General features: G+C 50.5%; 14 protein-coding genes and 1 pseudogene. 9 read left to right on the forward strand and 6 right to left on the reverse strand.

What is annotated here, in order from left to right; all coding sequences use genetic code 11:
- Nucleotides 1-158: 158 nt before the first annotated feature.
- Entirely contained in the window at nt 159-626 is a 468-nt protein-coding gene (locus tag KCG54_RS01140) for a YchJ family protein (RefSeq protein ID WP_254324397.1), read from the forward strand.
- Nucleotides 627-890: 264 nt separating this feature from the next.
- Here the strand turns inward: KCG54_RS01140 and KCG54_RS01145 are convergent, their stop codons facing one another.
- Nucleotides 891-1,679 (reverse strand): inositol monophosphatase family protein, encoded by a 789-nt coding sequence (locus tag KCG54_RS01145; RefSeq protein WP_003684681.1) that lies wholly within the window; start codon nt 1,677-1,679, stop codon nt 891-893.
- A gap of 163 nt (nt 1,680-1,842) precedes the next feature.
- Between KCG54_RS01145 and KCG54_RS01150 the strand changes: the two genes are divergently transcribed.
- The 4 genes from KCG54_RS01150 to KCG54_RS01165 all read left to right on the forward strand — a co-directional run bounded on the left by KCG54_RS01150 (nt 1,843) and on the right by KCG54_RS01165 (nt 4,668).
- A complete protein-coding gene (locus tag KCG54_RS01150) occupies nt 1,843-2,568 on the forward strand; it encodes a 16S rRNA (uracil(1498)-N(3))-methyltransferase (RefSeq protein ID WP_254324398.1) in 726 nt (241 codons plus the stop codon).
- A gap of 83 nt (nt 2,569-2,651) precedes the next feature.
- A complete protein-coding gene (locus KCG54_RS01155; protein WP_003684646.1) occupies nt 2,652-2,942 on the forward strand; it encodes an acyl carrier protein in 291 nt (96 codons plus the stop codon).
- The gene (locus tag KCG54_RS01160) at nt 2,939-3,997 is read left to right on the forward strand and encodes a beta-ketoacyl synthase N-terminal-like domain-containing protein (RefSeq protein ID WP_254324975.1); all 1,059 of its coding nucleotides are present in this window, start codon (nt 2,939-2,941) and stop codon (nt 3,995-3,997) included. Before KCG54_RS01155 ends, KCG54_RS01160 begins: the two co-directional genes overlap by 4 nt.
- The gene (locus KCG54_RS01165) at nt 3,979-4,668 is read left to right on the forward strand and encodes a hypothetical protein (protein ID WP_254324399.1); all 690 of its coding nucleotides are present in this window, start codon (nt 3,979-3,981) and stop codon (nt 4,666-4,668) included. Before KCG54_RS01160 ends, KCG54_RS01165 begins: the two co-directional genes overlap by 19 nt.
- A 110-nt stretch (nt 4,669-4,778) precedes the next feature.
- Here KCG54_RS01165 and KCG54_RS01170 read toward each other — a convergent pair whose 3' ends face one another.
- From KCG54_RS01170 to cyaY, 3 genes are all read right to left on the reverse strand, one after another.
- Complete coding sequence (locus KCG54_RS01170; RefSeq protein ID WP_254324400.1) at nt 4,779-6,092, reverse strand: hypothetical protein; 1,314 nt, start codon at nt 6,090-6,092, stop codon at nt 4,779-4,781.
- Between the two features lie 184 nt (nt 6,093-6,276).
- Nucleotides 6,277-6,783, reverse strand: a complete 507-nt coding sequence (gene luxS / locus KCG54_RS01175; protein ID WP_254324401.1) for an S-ribosylhomocysteine lyase — start codon at nt 6,781-6,783, stop codon at nt 6,277-6,279.
- Between the two features lie 54 nt (nt 6,784-6,837).
- Nucleotides 6,838-7,161 (reverse strand): iron donor protein CyaY, encoded by a 324-nt coding sequence (gene cyaY, locus KCG54_RS01180; RefSeq protein WP_070459616.1) that lies wholly within the window; start codon nt 7,159-7,161, stop codon nt 6,838-6,840.
- A 50-nt stretch (nt 7,162-7,211) separates the two neighbouring features.
- Here cyaY and lptM point away from each other — a divergent pair, with 50 nt between their 5' ends.
- The gene (lptM, locus tag KCG54_RS01185) at nt 7,212-7,403 is read left to right on the forward strand and encodes an LPS translocon maturation chaperone LptM (protein ID WP_003684659.1); all 192 of its coding nucleotides are present in this window, start codon (nt 7,212-7,214) and stop codon (nt 7,401-7,403) included.
- A 16-nt stretch (nt 7,404-7,419) separates the two neighbouring features.
- Nucleotides 7,420-8,640 (forward strand): diaminopimelate decarboxylase, encoded by a 1,221-nt coding sequence (gene lysA, locus KCG54_RS01190; RefSeq protein WP_254324402.1) that lies wholly within the window; start codon nt 7,420-7,422, stop codon nt 8,638-8,640.
- A gap of 101 nt (nt 8,641-8,741) precedes the next feature.
- Here lysA and KCG54_RS01195 read toward each other — a convergent pair whose 3' ends face one another.
- On the reverse strand, nt 8,742-8,969 hold the full coding sequence (locus KCG54_RS01195; protein WP_254324403.1) for a SlyX family protein: 228 nt from the start codon (nt 8,967-8,969) through the stop codon (nt 8,742-8,744).
- 1 nt (nt 8,970) lies between these two features.
- The gene (locus tag KCG54_RS01200; RefSeq protein WP_254324404.1) at nt 8,971-10,344 is read right to left on the reverse strand and encodes a Na+/H+ antiporter family protein; all 1,374 of its coding nucleotides are present in this window, start codon (nt 10,342-10,344) and stop codon (nt 8,971-8,973) included.
- Nucleotides 10,345-10,695: 351 nt separating this feature from the next.
- Between KCG54_RS01200 and KCG54_RS01205 the strand changes: the two are divergent.
- Nucleotides 10,696-12,014, forward strand: a pseudogene (locus tag KCG54_RS01205) (MFS transporter).
- 320 nt (nt 12,015-12,334) lie between these two features.
- On the forward strand, nt 12,335-14,950 hold the full coding sequence (adhE, locus tag KCG54_RS01210; protein ID WP_070585208.1) for a bifunctional acetaldehyde-CoA/alcohol dehydrogenase: 2,616 nt from the start codon (nt 12,335-12,337) through the stop codon (nt 14,948-14,950).
- The last annotated feature ends 240 nt before the right edge of the window (nt 14,951-15,190 follow it).

Here is a 15,190-nt window from a genome sequence, read left to right on the forward strand (position 1 = left end):
TATATCAGATTGTTGCGTTTATTTTGGCGAAACCCGCTTTGCTTATTTTAGCGAAACTCTCTACGCTCGTTTTAACGAAACTTGCTACGCTTGTTTTCAGACGGCCTGAGTCGGGTTTGCGTTATAATTTTGAAATGGATTTATTCGGGTAATTAGGAATGACGGCTACACTTTGCCCCTGTCAGTCGGGGCGCGTTTATGCGGAATGTTGCGCACCGTTTCATGCGCGTGAGGCGGCGGCCGCGACGGCGGAAGAGTTGATGCGTTCGCGTTACAGCGCGTATGTTTTGCAGGAAATCGACTATATCGTGGACACGACTGTCCCTGCGCAGCAGAATTTGTTGGACAAGCAGGATTTGGCGGCATGGAGTCAGCAGACGCAGTGGTCGGGATTGAAGGTTATCCGTCATGTGCCGTTTGGCAAACTGCATGCTTTGGTCGAGTTTGAGGCGTATTTTGAAGAGAACGGGCAAACCGAGTGCCATCATGAATTGTCGGCGTTTGTGAAAATAGACGGGCGTTGGTACTTTATTGATCCGACCGTTGCGTTGCCGACGATGAAACAGCCTTGTTTGTGCGGTTCGGGCAAAAAGTTTAAGGCGTGTTGCGGACAGTTTTTCAAATAGTAGTGTAAACAGGCCGTCTGAACGTTCAGACGGCCTGAGCTGTTTTTGCAGATAAAAAAAACCATTCATACTAAGGGAGAAGTATGAATGGCCAATACATTGCGGGAAAACGTCTTACTTGCTGCACCGCCCAAAAGGGATGAAAGAGCGGTGTTGTGTCAGCGATTGATATTCTACCGTTTTTAGTATTAAATGCTGTTAAGAAGTGAAATAATTTCAATAAGTTGCAAGATAATCGTGATATTTTGAAGATAAACGGTATTTTTACTGATTTTCTCGAATCCATTTCACCCATTGCTGAAACAGCTCGGGTTGCAATGCGGCGATGACGGAACGCTTGAATACATGTTCGCCGCTCCAAAAATCGTCGCCTTCTAAAGTGGTCAGGCAGCCGCCGGCTTCTTCAAAAATTAATGCGCCGGCAGCGTAGTCCCACAGCTTTTGTCCGCCGTGGATGTAAATATCGTAGCGGCCGCTGGCAAGGTAGCACCAATCGAGCGTGCTGCTGCCCATGCTGCGGATTGTGCCGAATGGGGCAAGGGTATTCATGCGGCTGGCGAGTTTGCCCGAACGCAAGTATTTGATTTCCACGCCGGCAATGGATTCGTTGAGTTTTTTGTTTTCGGAACGCAGCGGCAGCGGCGTGCCGTTGAGGAATGCGCCTTTGCCACGTTCTGCATAGAAACATTCGCCGCTGACCGGATTGTAAATTACGCCCAATTCGGCGTGGCCGTTTTTAACCAGTGCGACGGATACGGCAAAATGCGGCAAACCGTTGACGAAGTTGTTTGTGCCGTCGATAGGATCGACAATCCACAGGCCGTCTGAATGTTCGTTCCACAAGCGGGTTTGCTCCTGAACGCTCATCTCCTCGCCCAACATCGGACAATCTTCTAATAAGGGCAGGGCGGCGGCAAAAGCGGTTTGTGCGGCCAAATCCGCTTCACTCAAAACCGAACCGTCTTCCTTACGTCGTGACGGCGTGTTCAGAAAACGCGGCATGACTTCGGTTTGGGCGATGTGGCGGACGACTTTCTGTAAACGGTATAGCACGGCGTATCCTTGTTTTTGCAGTTTTGCGTGACAGTGGATTAAAATTCGGAAAGTTTTTAAATTATAGTGGATGAAATCGAAATCAGGCAGGCAAGTGTATGCCGCCGTGTTTCAACTTCGTTCACGAAAGTCTAAATTATATACATGAATAAAGCAGGAAACCATGCCCCGATTTTATGTTGATTTTGCCTTAAGCCCCGACAGCGTGGTCGAATTGCCCGATAATGTGGTGCGCCATCTGAATGTATTGCGCATGAAAAACACGGAAGCAATCGTGTTGTTCAACGGCAATGGCAAGGCATATCCGGCTTTGCCCGAAGTTTTGGAAAAGCGCCGCGCCAGCGTGCGGATTTTGCGTGAAGAGGCAACGGACAACGAATCGCCGCTGAACATTACGTTGGTACAGGCGGTATCCTCCGCCGAGCGCATGGATTTCACTTTGCAGAAAAGCGTGGAGTTGGGTGTGGCAGAAATTCGCCCGGTCATCAGCGAACGCTGTGTCGTCCGCTTGAGCGGCGAACGCGCTGAAAAGCGGGTGGCGCGTTGGCAGGAAATCGTTGTTTCGGCGTGTGAACAAAGCGGCCGCAATATTGTGCCGAAGGTTTTGCCGCTGACGACTTATGTACAGGCATTGCAACAGTTGCCGCAGGAAACGACCAAACTGTTAATGAGCTTGAACCGCGCACAAAAGCTGAGCGATGTTCAGCCGCAATCCGGCAAAGTCGTGTTTATGGTCGGCCCGGAAGGCGGCTGGACGGAGAAGGAAGAGCAGCAGGCATTTGATGCCGGTTTTCAATCCGTTACGCTTGGCAAACGGGTGTTGCGTACCGAAACCGCCTCACTTGCGGCCATTGCCGCCATGCAGACGCTTTGGGGCGATTTTGCATAAAGTTCAGGCCGTCTGGAAACGAGCGTAGCGAGTTTCGCTAAAACGAGCTGTTGCTTCATGATATAAAAATGGGAGTTTAAAAAATGTCTTACACCTTTACACTGGCCGAGTACGAGCTGGAAGCGGAATTGAAAAAGTTAATCGTGCAAGAGGCCGATAAGGCCGACGATGTGGATATGGATGATTTCACCGACGATGCGCTTTTGTTTGGCGATGACAGTCCGGTCGGTTTGGATTCGCTTGATGCGCTGCAAATCAGCGTTGCTTTGCAACAGTATTTCCAAGTGCGCCTGCAGGGCGACCGGATGGTGCGCAAACATATGATGTGCGTACGCGATTTGGCGGCATTTATCCGTGCGGAGCATGGCGCGTGAGTTGGGTTTCCGGTACGGCGGCCACTTCTGCCTTGAATCTGCAAACGGATTTCAGACGGCCTGATGTGGTGTCTTATACGTTTTTAAACCAGCCGCAGCAAGCTGCTTATTTTCGTGCATTTGCTAGCGACAGTTTGGGGCGGAAGGAATTTGCGGATATCGCCGAACAACATTTGCGCCGAGCCGCCGAAAATGCAGGCTGGCCGTCTGAAAGCTGGCACGATGCGCCGGTTTTTATCGGTTCCAGTTCCTATTCCATCTCCGAATATGAAAACCGCCATCTTGCAGGCAATAGGGCGGCAGAGGAACACAATCTGCTTTATCTTGCCGAAGATTTGCGCCGGCGCAGCAGCAATCGGCAGATTTTCAGTTTCGCTACTGCCTGCACTTCATCTGCCCATGCGCTGATTCAGGCGGATAATTGTTTGCGCGGAGGGGCGGAGCGCGCCTTTGTGCTTGGTATTGAAAACCTCAACCGGCTGACTTTGCTGCATTTTCACAGTTTGGGTTTGCTGGCCGAACAGTATCAGCCTTTTGGCGGAAACGGTTTGATTCTAGGCGAAGGTGTTGCCGCACTTGCCTTGTCTTCCGTCGCGCCCGAATCTTCTTCAGGTCGTCTGAAACTTATCGGACACGCCGCCAATACAGGCAATGACCTGATTCAAAGCGATGGCCAAGCGCAGGAGCAAGTGATGCGACGCGCTTTGGGTGTTGCAGGCATCGCTCCTGAAAGCATTGCAGCCGTTAAAACACACGGCATCGGCACGGCTGACAGCGATGCCGCCGAATTGGCCGCACTGGAAAATATATTCGGTACACTGCCGCCTTTGATGGCGTTCAAGCCGCAAATCGGACACACGCTTGGCGCAACGGCAGCCCTTGAAACAGCCTTGCTTTTATCCGCTTTAAAACAAGGCAAAAGCAGCGATTATCAGGGGCGGGAAATTTGTTTTTCCGAGTGCGCGGCTTCACAAAAAGGCGGCTTTTTCTGTTTGGCTAATCAGTTTGGTTTTGGCGGCAGCAACACATCTTTGGTATGGCAATGGCAACCGTAAATCCTAATATCCGTATTACCGCCGCTGTGCGTTTTGATACTGACGCTGGCACCGGCGGTAAAATCCTCAAACAAACCTTAAAGCAGCAAAGCGGTATAGATACCCGCCGCCTCAGCCGCTTGAGTTTGATTGCCGCGCTTGGTGCAGGGCAATTGAAGGAACAAAGCGAAATCCGTCCTGATTGCGCTGTTTTTTTCGGTACGCCGTTTTCTTCGCCATCCGTATTTGAAAAAATGGCAGACAATGTGCTGAACCATCACGCCGCGATGCCGTTTGACTTTATTGCCAATCTGCACAACTCCCCCGTTTTTCACACCGCGCAAGCGTTAGGCACGCATGGTACAACTTTGGTTGTGGCTGCCGACAACAATGTAGATACCTGCTTTCATCCATTATTGCTGGCGATGCAGTCTTTGAAAAATGGCGGACAGGCTGCGGTTGGCTGGGCATACGAATATCAAGCGGCTCATGCCGATACCCATGAAGGCAGTATTTGGATTTTGCTTGAAGCCGGTGCAGAGCAGGGGGTTCCCTTTGTGTTGAATGATGAAGTGATGCAGGCTGATAGGCCGTCTGAAAAGCCGCAATATTATTGGCAAAGTATCGCTGATTGGATAGAAGCAGTAATGGCGCACGAGGGTAGGGATGTGAAAAAATGTACTTTGGTGTGATCGACAAATGATTTTAGAGAAAGTATTTGTCTTTTGAATAAATAAGGTTTGCACCATTAAAAAGGCCGTCTGAAAATATTTTCAGACGGCCTTTTTGTATCAAAAACCAATCAACGAGACATCTCGCCTTGAATAGCGCGGATATTCGCTTTACGGGCGTTGATGGTACGGGTCAGCTGTTGGATTTTAATCTGATCACCTTTTTGTTTGGCCGCATTCAACTGGGTTTGAAGGCGGGTAATGGCAGCCTGTTCATTGCGTACTTCGGTCTGCAATATCTGTTTGCGGGTTTCTTTAGGTTTGGGTTGTGGTGCAGCAATGGTTGCAGGAATGGTACGAATCGGTGCTTTGCGGCGGATGTCTTGCTGGCTATTTTGCTTGGCCTGGCGTTTCTGTATGCTGTTGCGTAGGAGGATATTCAGACGCGGATTAGCAGCTTCGGCAGTATTGGTAACGCCACCGATCGGACCATTTAGCAGAATTTTGATGTCGTTATCGACATCTTTATCGCTGAAGAGTGCATCAGTGGTTGGTCCATATGCTTTGGGCAATGGGGTTTTGGTAGGCTTCGTTGGAGTTGCTGTCGCTGGTATGGGTTCGGTCGGCTTGACCGAGTCTGTCAGTGCGAAAATCTCGGTTGTAGATCCTGTTAATATATTGGTTTTGTCGGACGATGCAGAAGAGTTTTCAGCGTTAAGTGGTTTGGTTACTGTTTTTTTAATATTGGTTGTGCGGTTTATCGATGTTTTGGAAACAGTTTGTTCTGTGTGTGTAACTTCAGTTTTGGCCGGTTCTTCGGCTGTTGTACTTTTTGCTGTCTTGTTGTCCAATGGCTCCAAATCTAGAGAATGATTCAGGAATTGGGTGGTGGTAGCTTGGTCAGTGTGCACGTTCGGGGCGGCGAGAGTTTGGGTAGATATCTGCTCAGTATGAGGAGAGAAAAAGCTATCCGATCTATGATTTTCCTGAGGGGTAGTTTGTGCCTGAGCGATAGGTGCAGAGGGGTATACTTGAACAACAGGTGTGGTATTGAATATGGCGAAAGTATTAACGGGATATTGCTTGGTTTCAACAGGAGCTATTGCCGTTTGTGTTTCTATAACAGGAACATAGTGATCAGCCGTTGATCTAGTAGTTTTTTGGTTTGTTACTCCTGTTTTATTGAAAATGTTCTGTGTTCCAACCAATTTCGGATCTGTTTGTTGTTCTGTAAGAGTCGAATTCAAATTTAGCTGCTCAGTGTTTGTTTGAGATACATTTGTTTCTACTGGACTGTACGAATCGGTAACGCGGCAGGTATTGTTGATCTGGTGTGAGGTATAAACGGTGATGCCTTCAACATTGCAAACATACTCGGCAGCGTTGGCGGCGGCAGGGAGGGTCAGGCTGAGGGCAATGGCGGTTTTGCAGAAAAACGGTTTCATAAAAGCAATAGAATCAGGTTGTTTGTTTAAAGTGTAATTATACTATGTACACTGTCAGCATCCGCCAACTTATTTTTAGGCGGTGTAAAACTATGGCTGAAAGGTTGAAAATTGGAATAAAAGGTTTTAGGCCGTCTGAAACTTGTCATATAGAGTTTCAGACGGCCTTTACTGTCATGGCGGATTAAGCGTTCAACAGGCTTTCGTCCAATGTCAGCTCTTCGTTTTTATTGACGGCGACTTTGCGTGCCAAAACGTTTTGGGCGATTTCATGTGCTTCGGCAAGTGAGTGCATCATGTAGGTGCCACATTGGTATTCGTTCAGCTCGGGGATTTTGCTTTGGTCTTGAACGGTCAAAACATCCTGCATTGAAGCGAGCCATGCGTCGGCCACTTTTTGCTCGTCGGGCGTGCCGATGAGGCTCATGTAGAAACCAGTACGGCAGCCCATCGGGGAAATGTCGATGATTTCAACGCCGTTGCCGTTTAAGTGGTCGCGCATAAAGCCTGCGAACAGGTGTTCCAGCGTGTGAATGCCTTTTTCAGGCAGGATTTCTTTGTTGGGAATGCAGAAACGCAGGTCAAACACGGTAATGGTGTCGCCTTTGGGCGTGGTCATGGTTTTTGCTACGCGTACGGCAGGGGCGTACATACGGGTGTGGTCGACTTTGAAACTGTCTAGTAGGGGCATTTGGGTGTCCTTTGAGGTAAATAGATTTTTAGCTAGGGATATTTGAAGACTGAATCACAATTCCGCAATCTCAACTGCTTCGCCCGAAGCCGCACTCAGTGCTTCGTTCAAAACATCGTAGAAATCACGGCTGTCGCGTGTTGCCAGCCATTTGCCGTTTTGCTCGGCGAAATGGTAGCCGCCGCTTTTGGCTGCAATCCACAATTCTTGGTTGGGCGTGTGGCGGTTGACGATGATTTGCGTGCCGTCCGCCGCTTCGATGGTCAGGACGTTTCCGGCAAACTGGCAGTCGAAATCCCAGCCGTTTTCGTCGATTTGGTCTTCGATGTGTTCGAATAATTCTTCGCTCATGCGGATGAATTCGCTTTCGGTCATCATGGCTTTTTGTGTGGTTTTTGTTTAAGATACCGAATCTTGCCACATTCGTAATGATGAAGAAAGTTTTACTGATGAAATACGGCGTATTTTTTGCAGCGGCAACGGCTCTGCTGCTCTCTGCCTGCGGCTACAAAGGCGACCTCTACCTGCCCAAAGAAGGCGACAAGGCGCGCTTCGGCGTGATTCAGACCGGCTTGAAATTCGATACGGCCAAAGAGCCGACCACTCAAACCAACGATTAAAAAAGAATTCACAAACATGACCTTATCCTGCGAACAAACCCCTTATTCCCACCTTGCCGAGGAATTCGGCACGCCGCTTTATGTGTACAGCAAATCTGCGCTGACCGAGGCGTTTGAAAACTACCAAACTGCGTTTGCCGCTTTAAATCCGCTTGTCTGCTACGCAGTGAAAGCCAATGGCAACCTGAGCATCATCAAACACTTTGCTTCTTTGGGGAGCGGGTTTGACATTGTGTCCGGCGGCGAGTTGGCGCGCGTTTTGGCGGCCGGCGGCGATGCGGCGAAAACGATTTTTTCCGGTGTGGGTAAGAGTGAGGCAGAAATTGAATTTGCGCTGAATGCAGGCGTGAAATGCTTCAATATGGAGAGCATTCCTGAAATCGACCGTATTCAGAAAGTTGCCGCGCGTTTAGGTAAAGTCGCCCCGGTTTCCCTGCGTGTCAATCCTGATGTCGATGCCAAAACCCACCCTTATATCTCCACCGGTTTGAAAGCCAACAAATTCGGTATTGCCTATGCCGATGCGCTTGAGGCCTATCGTCATGCTTCCCGACAAAGCCATTTGAAAATTGTCGGTATCGACTGCCATATCGGCTCGCAACTGACCGACCTCAGCCCGCTTGTCGAAGCCTGCGAACGTATCTTGGCCTTGGTCGACCAACTGGCAGACGAAGGCATTGTGTTGGAACACTTGGACTTGGGCGGTGGTGTCGGCATTGTTTATCAAGACGAAAATGTGCCTGATTTGGGCGCGTATGCCCAAGCAGTTCAAAAACTGATGGGTACACGCCGTCTGAAACTGGTCCTCGAGCCAGGCCGTAGTTTGGTTGGTAATGCTGGTGCACTGTTGACGCGAGTCGAATTCGTCAAATATGGCGAAGAGAAAAACTTTGTGATGGTCGATGCGGCGATGAACGATTTGATGCGTCCGGCGCTTTATGATGCCTATCATCACATCGAAGCGGTCGAAACCAAAGGCATTGAGCCTCTGATGGCCAATATCGTCGGCCCGATTTGCGAAACCGGCGACTTCCTCGGCAAAGACCGCACCATCGCCTGCGAAGAAGGGGATTTACTGCTTATCCGCAGCGCCGGTGCGTATGGCTCAAGCATGGCGAGCAACTACAACACGCGCAACCGTGCGGCGGAAGTATTGGTTGACGGCAACGAATGCAAACTTATCCGCCAACGTGAAACCGTCGAGCAGCAAATGGCTAACGAATTGGCTTGTTTATAAGGTTTGATTGTTTAAAAGGCCGTCTGAAAGCTTGATTGACTTTCAGACGGCCTTTGTTATGAAAGAAAAGGGCATGTATCAAACACGCCCTTTTTAGTTGATCAATAATGCGGCGGAATCTCGTCGCGCAGGCTGTACGATTCGCGTTCGCCGTTTGCGCCTTTGTCCTGCATCCGTTGATACAGAAGCCGCAACTGACCTTGTTGCAAATCCAAAGCCTGCTGCATCTTGGCGATGGTGTCGTTCAGGCTGCCGATTAAATCTTCCTGCAAGGCCGTCTGAATTTCCAGCTCTGTAACGCGGTGTTCCAATTCCTGAATATCGCTCATATTACAGCACCATCGCGGCAATCCAGCCGGCAGCCATCAGCGGGATATTGTAGTGGATAAAAGTCGGGATAACCGAATCGCGGATGTGGTCGTGTTGACCGTCGGCGTTCAGACCCATGGTTGGGCCGAGCGTTGAGTCGGAAGCAGGGGAACCCGCATCACCCAGCGCACCGGCTGTACCGACGATGGCCACGGTAGCCATTGGGGAGAAGCCCAAGCTGATGCACAAAGGCACATAAATCGCGGTAATAATCGGCAAAGTGGAGAAAGACGAGCCGATGCCCATGGTTACCAGCAGGCCGACAAACAGCATGGTAAAGGCGGCCATGCCTTTATTGCTTCCGAACAAAGCCATGCTGTGTTCGACCAAAGGCTGAATCTCGCCGGTTGCGTTCATTACAGCGGCGAAACCTTGTGCCGCAATCATAATAAAGCCGACCATCGCCATCATTTTGATGCCTTCGCCGAACACATCGCTGGCGGCGGAGCGGTTCATCACGCCCAACATCATAAACACGGCAAAGCCCAACATCGCGCCCAATACCAGCGAGCCATCATACATAAGCTGGATAGCAAAACACACGGCAATCGCCACAGCCGCCACCAAGCTGCGATAGGTTGAAGGCTCTTGTTGTTGAACTGCCGCACGGTTGTCTTCCGTGTCAGTGGTATTGTTTTGATAAATGCGCGGTTTGCGGTAGTGCAAAAAGGCCAGCAGCAAGCCGGACACCATGCCCAAAGCCGGAATCGCCATTGCGTGCATCACATTGATGCCGCTGGTGTCCATGCCTGCCGAGCGGATATTGCCCAACATGATGTCGTTCAAGAAGATGGCACCGAAGCCGTAAGGCAGGAACATATAAGTCGTTACCAAGCCAAACGTAATCACACAGGCCACCAAGCGGCGGTCGAGTTTCAAACGGTTGAACACCAACAACAGTGGCGGAATAATCATCGGGATAAACGCAATATGAATCGGCACAACGTTTTGGCTCATCACACCCATGCACAAAATAATCGCCAGCAGCAGCCATTTGACCGCGCCTTCGCCTTTCGCATTGCCTTCGCCGCCGTTGAGTTTGCGGATAATCACGCCGGCGAGCTGTTGCGGCAGGCCGGAATGCGTGATGGCCATGGCAAACGCACCGAGCATGGCATAAGACAGCGCGATTTGCGCCCCGCCTTTCAGGCCTTCGTTAAAAACAGGAATAATCCCTTGCTGCACTACATCGCCGGCCGCGTTGGTTACATTCTCCAAAGGCATACCGGCCACCAAGCCGCCGACAAACGCACCGACAGCCAAGCTGAGCACCACATGCACGCGCGATAAAGACAGCACAAGCATGATGATGACCGCAATAACAACCGCATTCATATCGTTCTCCGTTGTTCAGACGGCCTGTTATGTAAAAACAGGCAATCATCTGTTTACATATTACAAATAAACATCATAACCCAAGCATGAAGCCTTTGCAAAAAACGGCAGGCCGTCTGAAACCCAAACCATCAACTTTCAGACGGACTGCCGTGAACCCTTATTCAGAGTTTTAATAGGGCGTGCGGTTCTGGCGATAAAAATATCTAAAAAACACGTGCTTCCTATTCTTTGCATATGGTACCAATGTTAAAATCGACACAATGTCTCGGTTTCAGGTTTGTCACTGAAATTAAAGCATTTATTGCTAAAACCCAATTCAATCATATACACAAACAAAGGAAAGAAGTTATGGATATTCTGACACGGCTGCACAATCTGCCGCCTTCCCGATTTCATTACAAACTTCTGGTTTGGGTCGGCATAGGTTGGCTGTTTGATGCCATGGATACAGGCTTGGTGTCGTTTGTATTGCCTGCTTTGGGCAAAGATTGGGCGCTGGCTCCGGCGCAGTTGGGTTGGATTGTCAGCATTGCCTTTGTCGGCATGGCTCTGGGCGCAGTATTCAGCGGCTGGCTGGCGGATAGGTTCGGACGGAAAACCGTTTTTGCCGGCACGATGGTGGTATACAGCATTGCCACAGGTTTGTGCGCGCTCGCGCCTGATTTGACGGTTTTGCTGGTGTGCCGCTTCTTTGTCGGCGTCGGTTTGGGCGGCCAACTGCCCGTCGCCGTGTCGCTGGTCAGCGAATATGCGCCGCCGAAAGTACGCGGCCGTTTTATTGTATTGCTGGAAAGCTTTTGGGGCTTGGGCTGGCTCTCGGCCGCGCTGGTGTCTTATTTCTTTATTCCGCAAACCGGCTGGCACAGCGCGTTTTTATTCGGCGCCTTGCCCCTGTTTTATGTGCCGTTGGTGTTGAAATTCGTTCCCGAATCCGTGCCTTACCTGCTTTCCCGTGGCAAAACCGACGAAGCGCACCATTTGGTATCCGCGCTGGAAATTCAATCGGGCATCACGCCGCCGATAGAAGCCGTTGCCGCACCGGCCGCCCCGCGCGAACGCATCCGCTTCGTCCAACTTTGGCAACATCCGTTTGCACGGCGCACGCTGATGCTGTGGCTGGTTTGGTTCGGTATCGTGTTTTCGTATTATGGTATTTTCACTTGGTTGCCCAAATTGCTGGTCGAGCAGGGCAATACCGTGGTCAAAACCTTTGAATATGTGCTGGTGATGATTGTTGCGCAACTGCCCGGCTATATTGCCGCTGCGGCTTTGGTGGAAAGAATCGGCCGCAAAGCAACGCTGGCAGGTTTTCTGGCCGCGTGCGCCGCGTGCGCATGGTTTTTCGGGCAAAGCACAACTGCGGCCGAAGTCATGATTTGGGGCAGCCTGATGTCCTTCTTCAACTTGGGCGCGTGGGGCGTTTTGTACACCTATACCCCGAGCTCTACCCCTTGCGCTTCCGTGCCTTCGCATCCGGCTGGGCAGGCGCCATCGGCCGCGTCGGCGGCATACTTGCGCCCATGGTGGTGGCGGCGATGGTTGGCAACAGCGGCGGCTTCGGCAATATCTTTATGATGTTTGCGCTGGTTATGCTGCTGATTGTGGCGGTAATCTTGGTATTGGGTGAAGAAACCAAAGGCCGTACGTTGGAAGACATCAGCCAATAAAAGGCATATATAAACAAAGGCCGTCTGAAAAAATATTTTCAGACGGCCTTTGTTTATTTGAGTTTGTAATTTTAATACATCTTTTTTCTGTTTTTATCTTAATTATTGAGGAAAGCGACCAAAAAAGACCATCTTTGGCTACATAAGGATAAAATCATTATACTTCAATAAATTAAAATGAATAAGTGGTAGAGAGGCCGTCTGAAAAGTTCAATCATGGTTTGTGATGTAGGTCAAAGCAAAATGTAACTAAATTACCTATAGTTATCGTAGTGAAAATTTATTGACCTTATTGCCACCTTTTATTAAGGAGATACACCATGAACGCATCAGCCGACAACGTCGTCAGCCCAGCCGTAGCCGAGGTAAACAGCCTGGTTGAAAAGGGTTTACGGGCGTTGGATGAGTTTCTTAAGCTGGATCAGGAGCAGATTGATTTTATTGTTGCCAAAGCCTCTATCGCCGCGCTGGACAAACATGGTGTACTCGCCATGCACGCGGTAGAGGAAACGGGACGCGGCGTGTTTGAGGATAAGGCGACGAAAAACCTGTTTGCCTGCGAAAACGTCGTGCGCCGCCTGCGCGATTTGAAAACCGTGGGCGTCATCAGTGAAAACGATGTAACCGGTATTACTGAAATTGCCGATCCGGTCGGTGTGGTTTGCGGTATTGTGCCGACCACCAATCCGACTTCCACCACCATTTTCAAATCCCTGATTGCGCTGAAAACCCGCAATCCGATTATTTTCTCGTTCCACCCGTCTGCACAGCAGTGTTCCGCCCATGCCGCGCGTATTGTGCGTGATGCGGCGATTGCGGCAGGTGCGCCGGAAAACTGTATCCAGTGGATTGAAAAGCCGTCTATGGAAGGCACTTCCGCGCTGATGAAGCATCCGGGCGTGGCAACGATTTTGGCGACCGGCGGCAATGCGATGGTGGAAGCCGCGTATTCTTGCGGCAAACCTGCGCTTGGCGTCGGGGCGGGCAACGTACCTGCTTATGTTGAAAAAACGGCGGATATCAAACAAGTGGCGCACGATATTGTGATGTCGAAATCTTTCGACAACGGCATGGTGTGCGCCAGCGAGCAAGCGGTGATTGCCGATAAAGAGATTTACAAAGAGTTGGCCGAAGAATTCAAATCCTACGGCGTGTACTTTGCCAACAAAAAAGAAAAAGCCATGCTCGAAGAGTTTATCTTCGGCGTCACGGCAAACTGCGCCAGCTGCGGCGGCGCGAAACTTAATTCCGCCGTCGTGGGCAAACCGGCGGCATGGATTGCCGAACAGGCCGGGTTTAAAGTGCCTGAAAAAACCAACATCATCATCGCCGAATGCCGCGAAGTCGGCCCGAACGAACCGCTGACCCGCGAAAAACTTTCGCCTGTTTTGGCCATGATTAAGGCGGATTCGACCGAACAAGGTTTGAAGTTTGCCGAAGAAATGGTTGCCTTTGACGGCTTGGGACACTCCGCCGCCATCCATACCGCCGACGAAGAATTGGTCAAAACGTTCGGCTCCCGCGTCAAAGCGCTGCGCGTGATTTGGAATTCGCCTTCCACCTTCGGCGGCATCGGCGACGTGTACAACGCCTTCCTGCCTTCTCTGACCCTCGGTTGCGGCTCTTACGGTAAAAACGCCGTCGGCGGCAACGTCAGCGCAGTCAATCTGTTAAACATCAAAAAAGTAGGCCGTCGGAGAAACAACATGCAATGGTTCAAAGTGCCCGCCAAAATCTATTTTGAACGCGATTCCATCCAATATCTGCAAGACATGAAAGACTGCGAAAAAGTCATGATTGTGACCGACCGTTCGATGGTTGATCTGGGCTTTGTCGATAAAATCACCCACCAACTGCATCAACGCAAAAACAAAGTGACCATCCAGCTGTTTACTGACGTTGAAGCCGATCCGAGCGTCCAAACCGTCTATAAAGGCACGGATTTGATGCGCAGCTTCCAGCCGGACACCATTATCGCGCTGGGCGGCGGCTCGCCGATGGACGCGGCCAAAGCCATGTGGCTCTTCTACGAGCAGCCGCAAGTCGATTTTGAAGACTTGGTGCAAAAATTCATGGACATCCGCAAACGCGCATTCCGTTTCCCTGAATTGGGCCGCAAAGCCAAATTTATCGGCATTCCTACCACGTCGGGTACAGGCTCCGAAGTGACGCCGTTTACCGTCATCAGCGACGGAGACAAAAAATATCCGATTGCCGACTACTCACTGACACCGACCATTTCGATTGTCGATCCTGCGTTTACCATGACAGTTCCGGCAGGTGTAACCGCCGATACCGGTTTGGACGTACTGACCCATGCCGTAGAAGCATACGTTTCCGTACTGGCGAACGACTTTACAGACGGCCTCGCTCTGCAAGCCATCAAGCTCGTGTTCCAATACCTCGAACGCTCCTACAAACATGGTGCGGCCGATCCTGAAGCGCGCGAGCATATGCACAATGCCTCTACCATCGCAGGCATGGCGTTTGCCAATGCGTTCTTGGGTATCAACCACTCGATGGCACACAAAATTGGCGGTAAATATCATGTTCCGCACGGCCGCGCCAACGCCATCCTGCTGCCGCACGTCATCCGCTACAACGGCACGCGTCCGCAGAAAACCGCCACTTGGCCGAAGTACAACTACTACAAAGCCGACCTGAAATATCAGGAAATCGCCCGTACCTTAGGCCTGCCATGCAGCACACCAGCAGAAGGCGTAGAATCCTTCGCCCGCGCCTGCCACGAACTGGCGGTCAACGTCGGCATCAAAATGTCGTTTAAAGAGCAGGGCATCGATGAGAAAACCTTCCTCGATGGCAGAAAAGAGCTGGCCATGATGTCTTTTGAAGACCAATGCACCCCGGCCAACCCACGCCTCGCGATGGTGGCCGATATGGAAGAAATCCTGACCAAAGCCTACTACGGCGAATAAAATAGGGTAGTTAAAAAGGCCGTCTGAAACCTGAATATAGGGTTTCAGACGGCCTGAGACCTTTGCAAAATTCCCCAAAATCCCCTAAATTTCCACCAAGACATTTAGGGGATTTCTCATGAGTACTTTCTTCCAGTAAACTGCCCAAGCCATGATTGCCAAACACATCGACCGCTTCCCACTGTTGAAGGTTTCCCTCATGCCAAAATGGATACATTATTGGCAGAAAAAGGCTTGTTT

Origin of the sequence: Neisseria subflava (assembly GCF_024205705.1) — a bacterium.
Taxonomy (GTDB): Bacteria; Pseudomonadota; Gammaproteobacteria; order Burkholderiales; family Neisseriaceae; genus Neisseria; species Neisseria subflava_D.

Excerpts from the sequence above, each read along its gene's own strand:
- adhE (WP_070585208.1), top strand. The coding sequence starts at position 12,335 with ATGAACGCATCAGCCGACAACGTCGTCAGCCCAGCCGTAGCCGAGGTA.
- KCG54_RS01200 (WP_254324404.1), bottom strand. The coding sequence starts at position 10,344 with ATGAATGCGGTTGTTATTGCGGTCATCATCATGCTTGTGCTGTCTTTA.
- lptM (WP_003684659.1), top strand. The coding sequence starts at position 7,212 with ATGATGAAGAAAGTTTTACTGATGAAATACGGCGTATTTTTTGCAGCG.
- lysA (WP_254324402.1), top strand. The coding sequence starts at position 7,420 with ATGACCTTATCCTGCGAACAAACCCCTTATTCCCACCTTGCCGAGGAA.
- KCG54_RS01165 (WP_254324399.1), top strand. The coding sequence starts at position 3,979 with ATGGCAATGGCAACCGTAAATCCTAATATCCGTATTACCGCCGCTGTG.
- KCG54_RS01170 (WP_254324400.1), bottom strand. The coding sequence starts at position 6,092 with ATGAAACCGTTTTTCTGCAAAACCGCCATTGCCCTCAGCCTGACCCTC.
- KCG54_RS01195 (WP_254324403.1), bottom strand. The coding sequence starts at position 8,969 with ATGAGCGATATTCAGGAATTGGAACACCGCGTTACAGAGCTGGAAATT.
- KCG54_RS01150 (WP_254324398.1), top strand. The coding sequence starts at position 1,843 with ATGCCCCGATTTTATGTTGATTTTGCCTTAAGCCCCGACAGCGTGGTC.
- cyaY (WP_070459616.1), bottom strand. The coding sequence starts at position 7,161 with ATGATGACCGAAAGCGAATTCATCCGCATGAGCGAAGAATTATTCGAA.
- KCG54_RS01140 (WP_254324397.1), top strand. The coding sequence starts at position 159 with ATGACGGCTACACTTTGCCCCTGTCAGTCGGGGCGCGTTTATGCGGAA.
- luxS (WP_254324401.1), bottom strand. The coding sequence starts at position 6,783 with ATGCCCCTACTAGACAGTTTCAAAGTCGACCACACCCGTATGTACGCC.
- KCG54_RS01155 (WP_003684646.1), top strand. The coding sequence starts at position 2,652 with ATGTCTTACACCTTTACACTGGCCGAGTACGAGCTGGAAGCGGAATTG.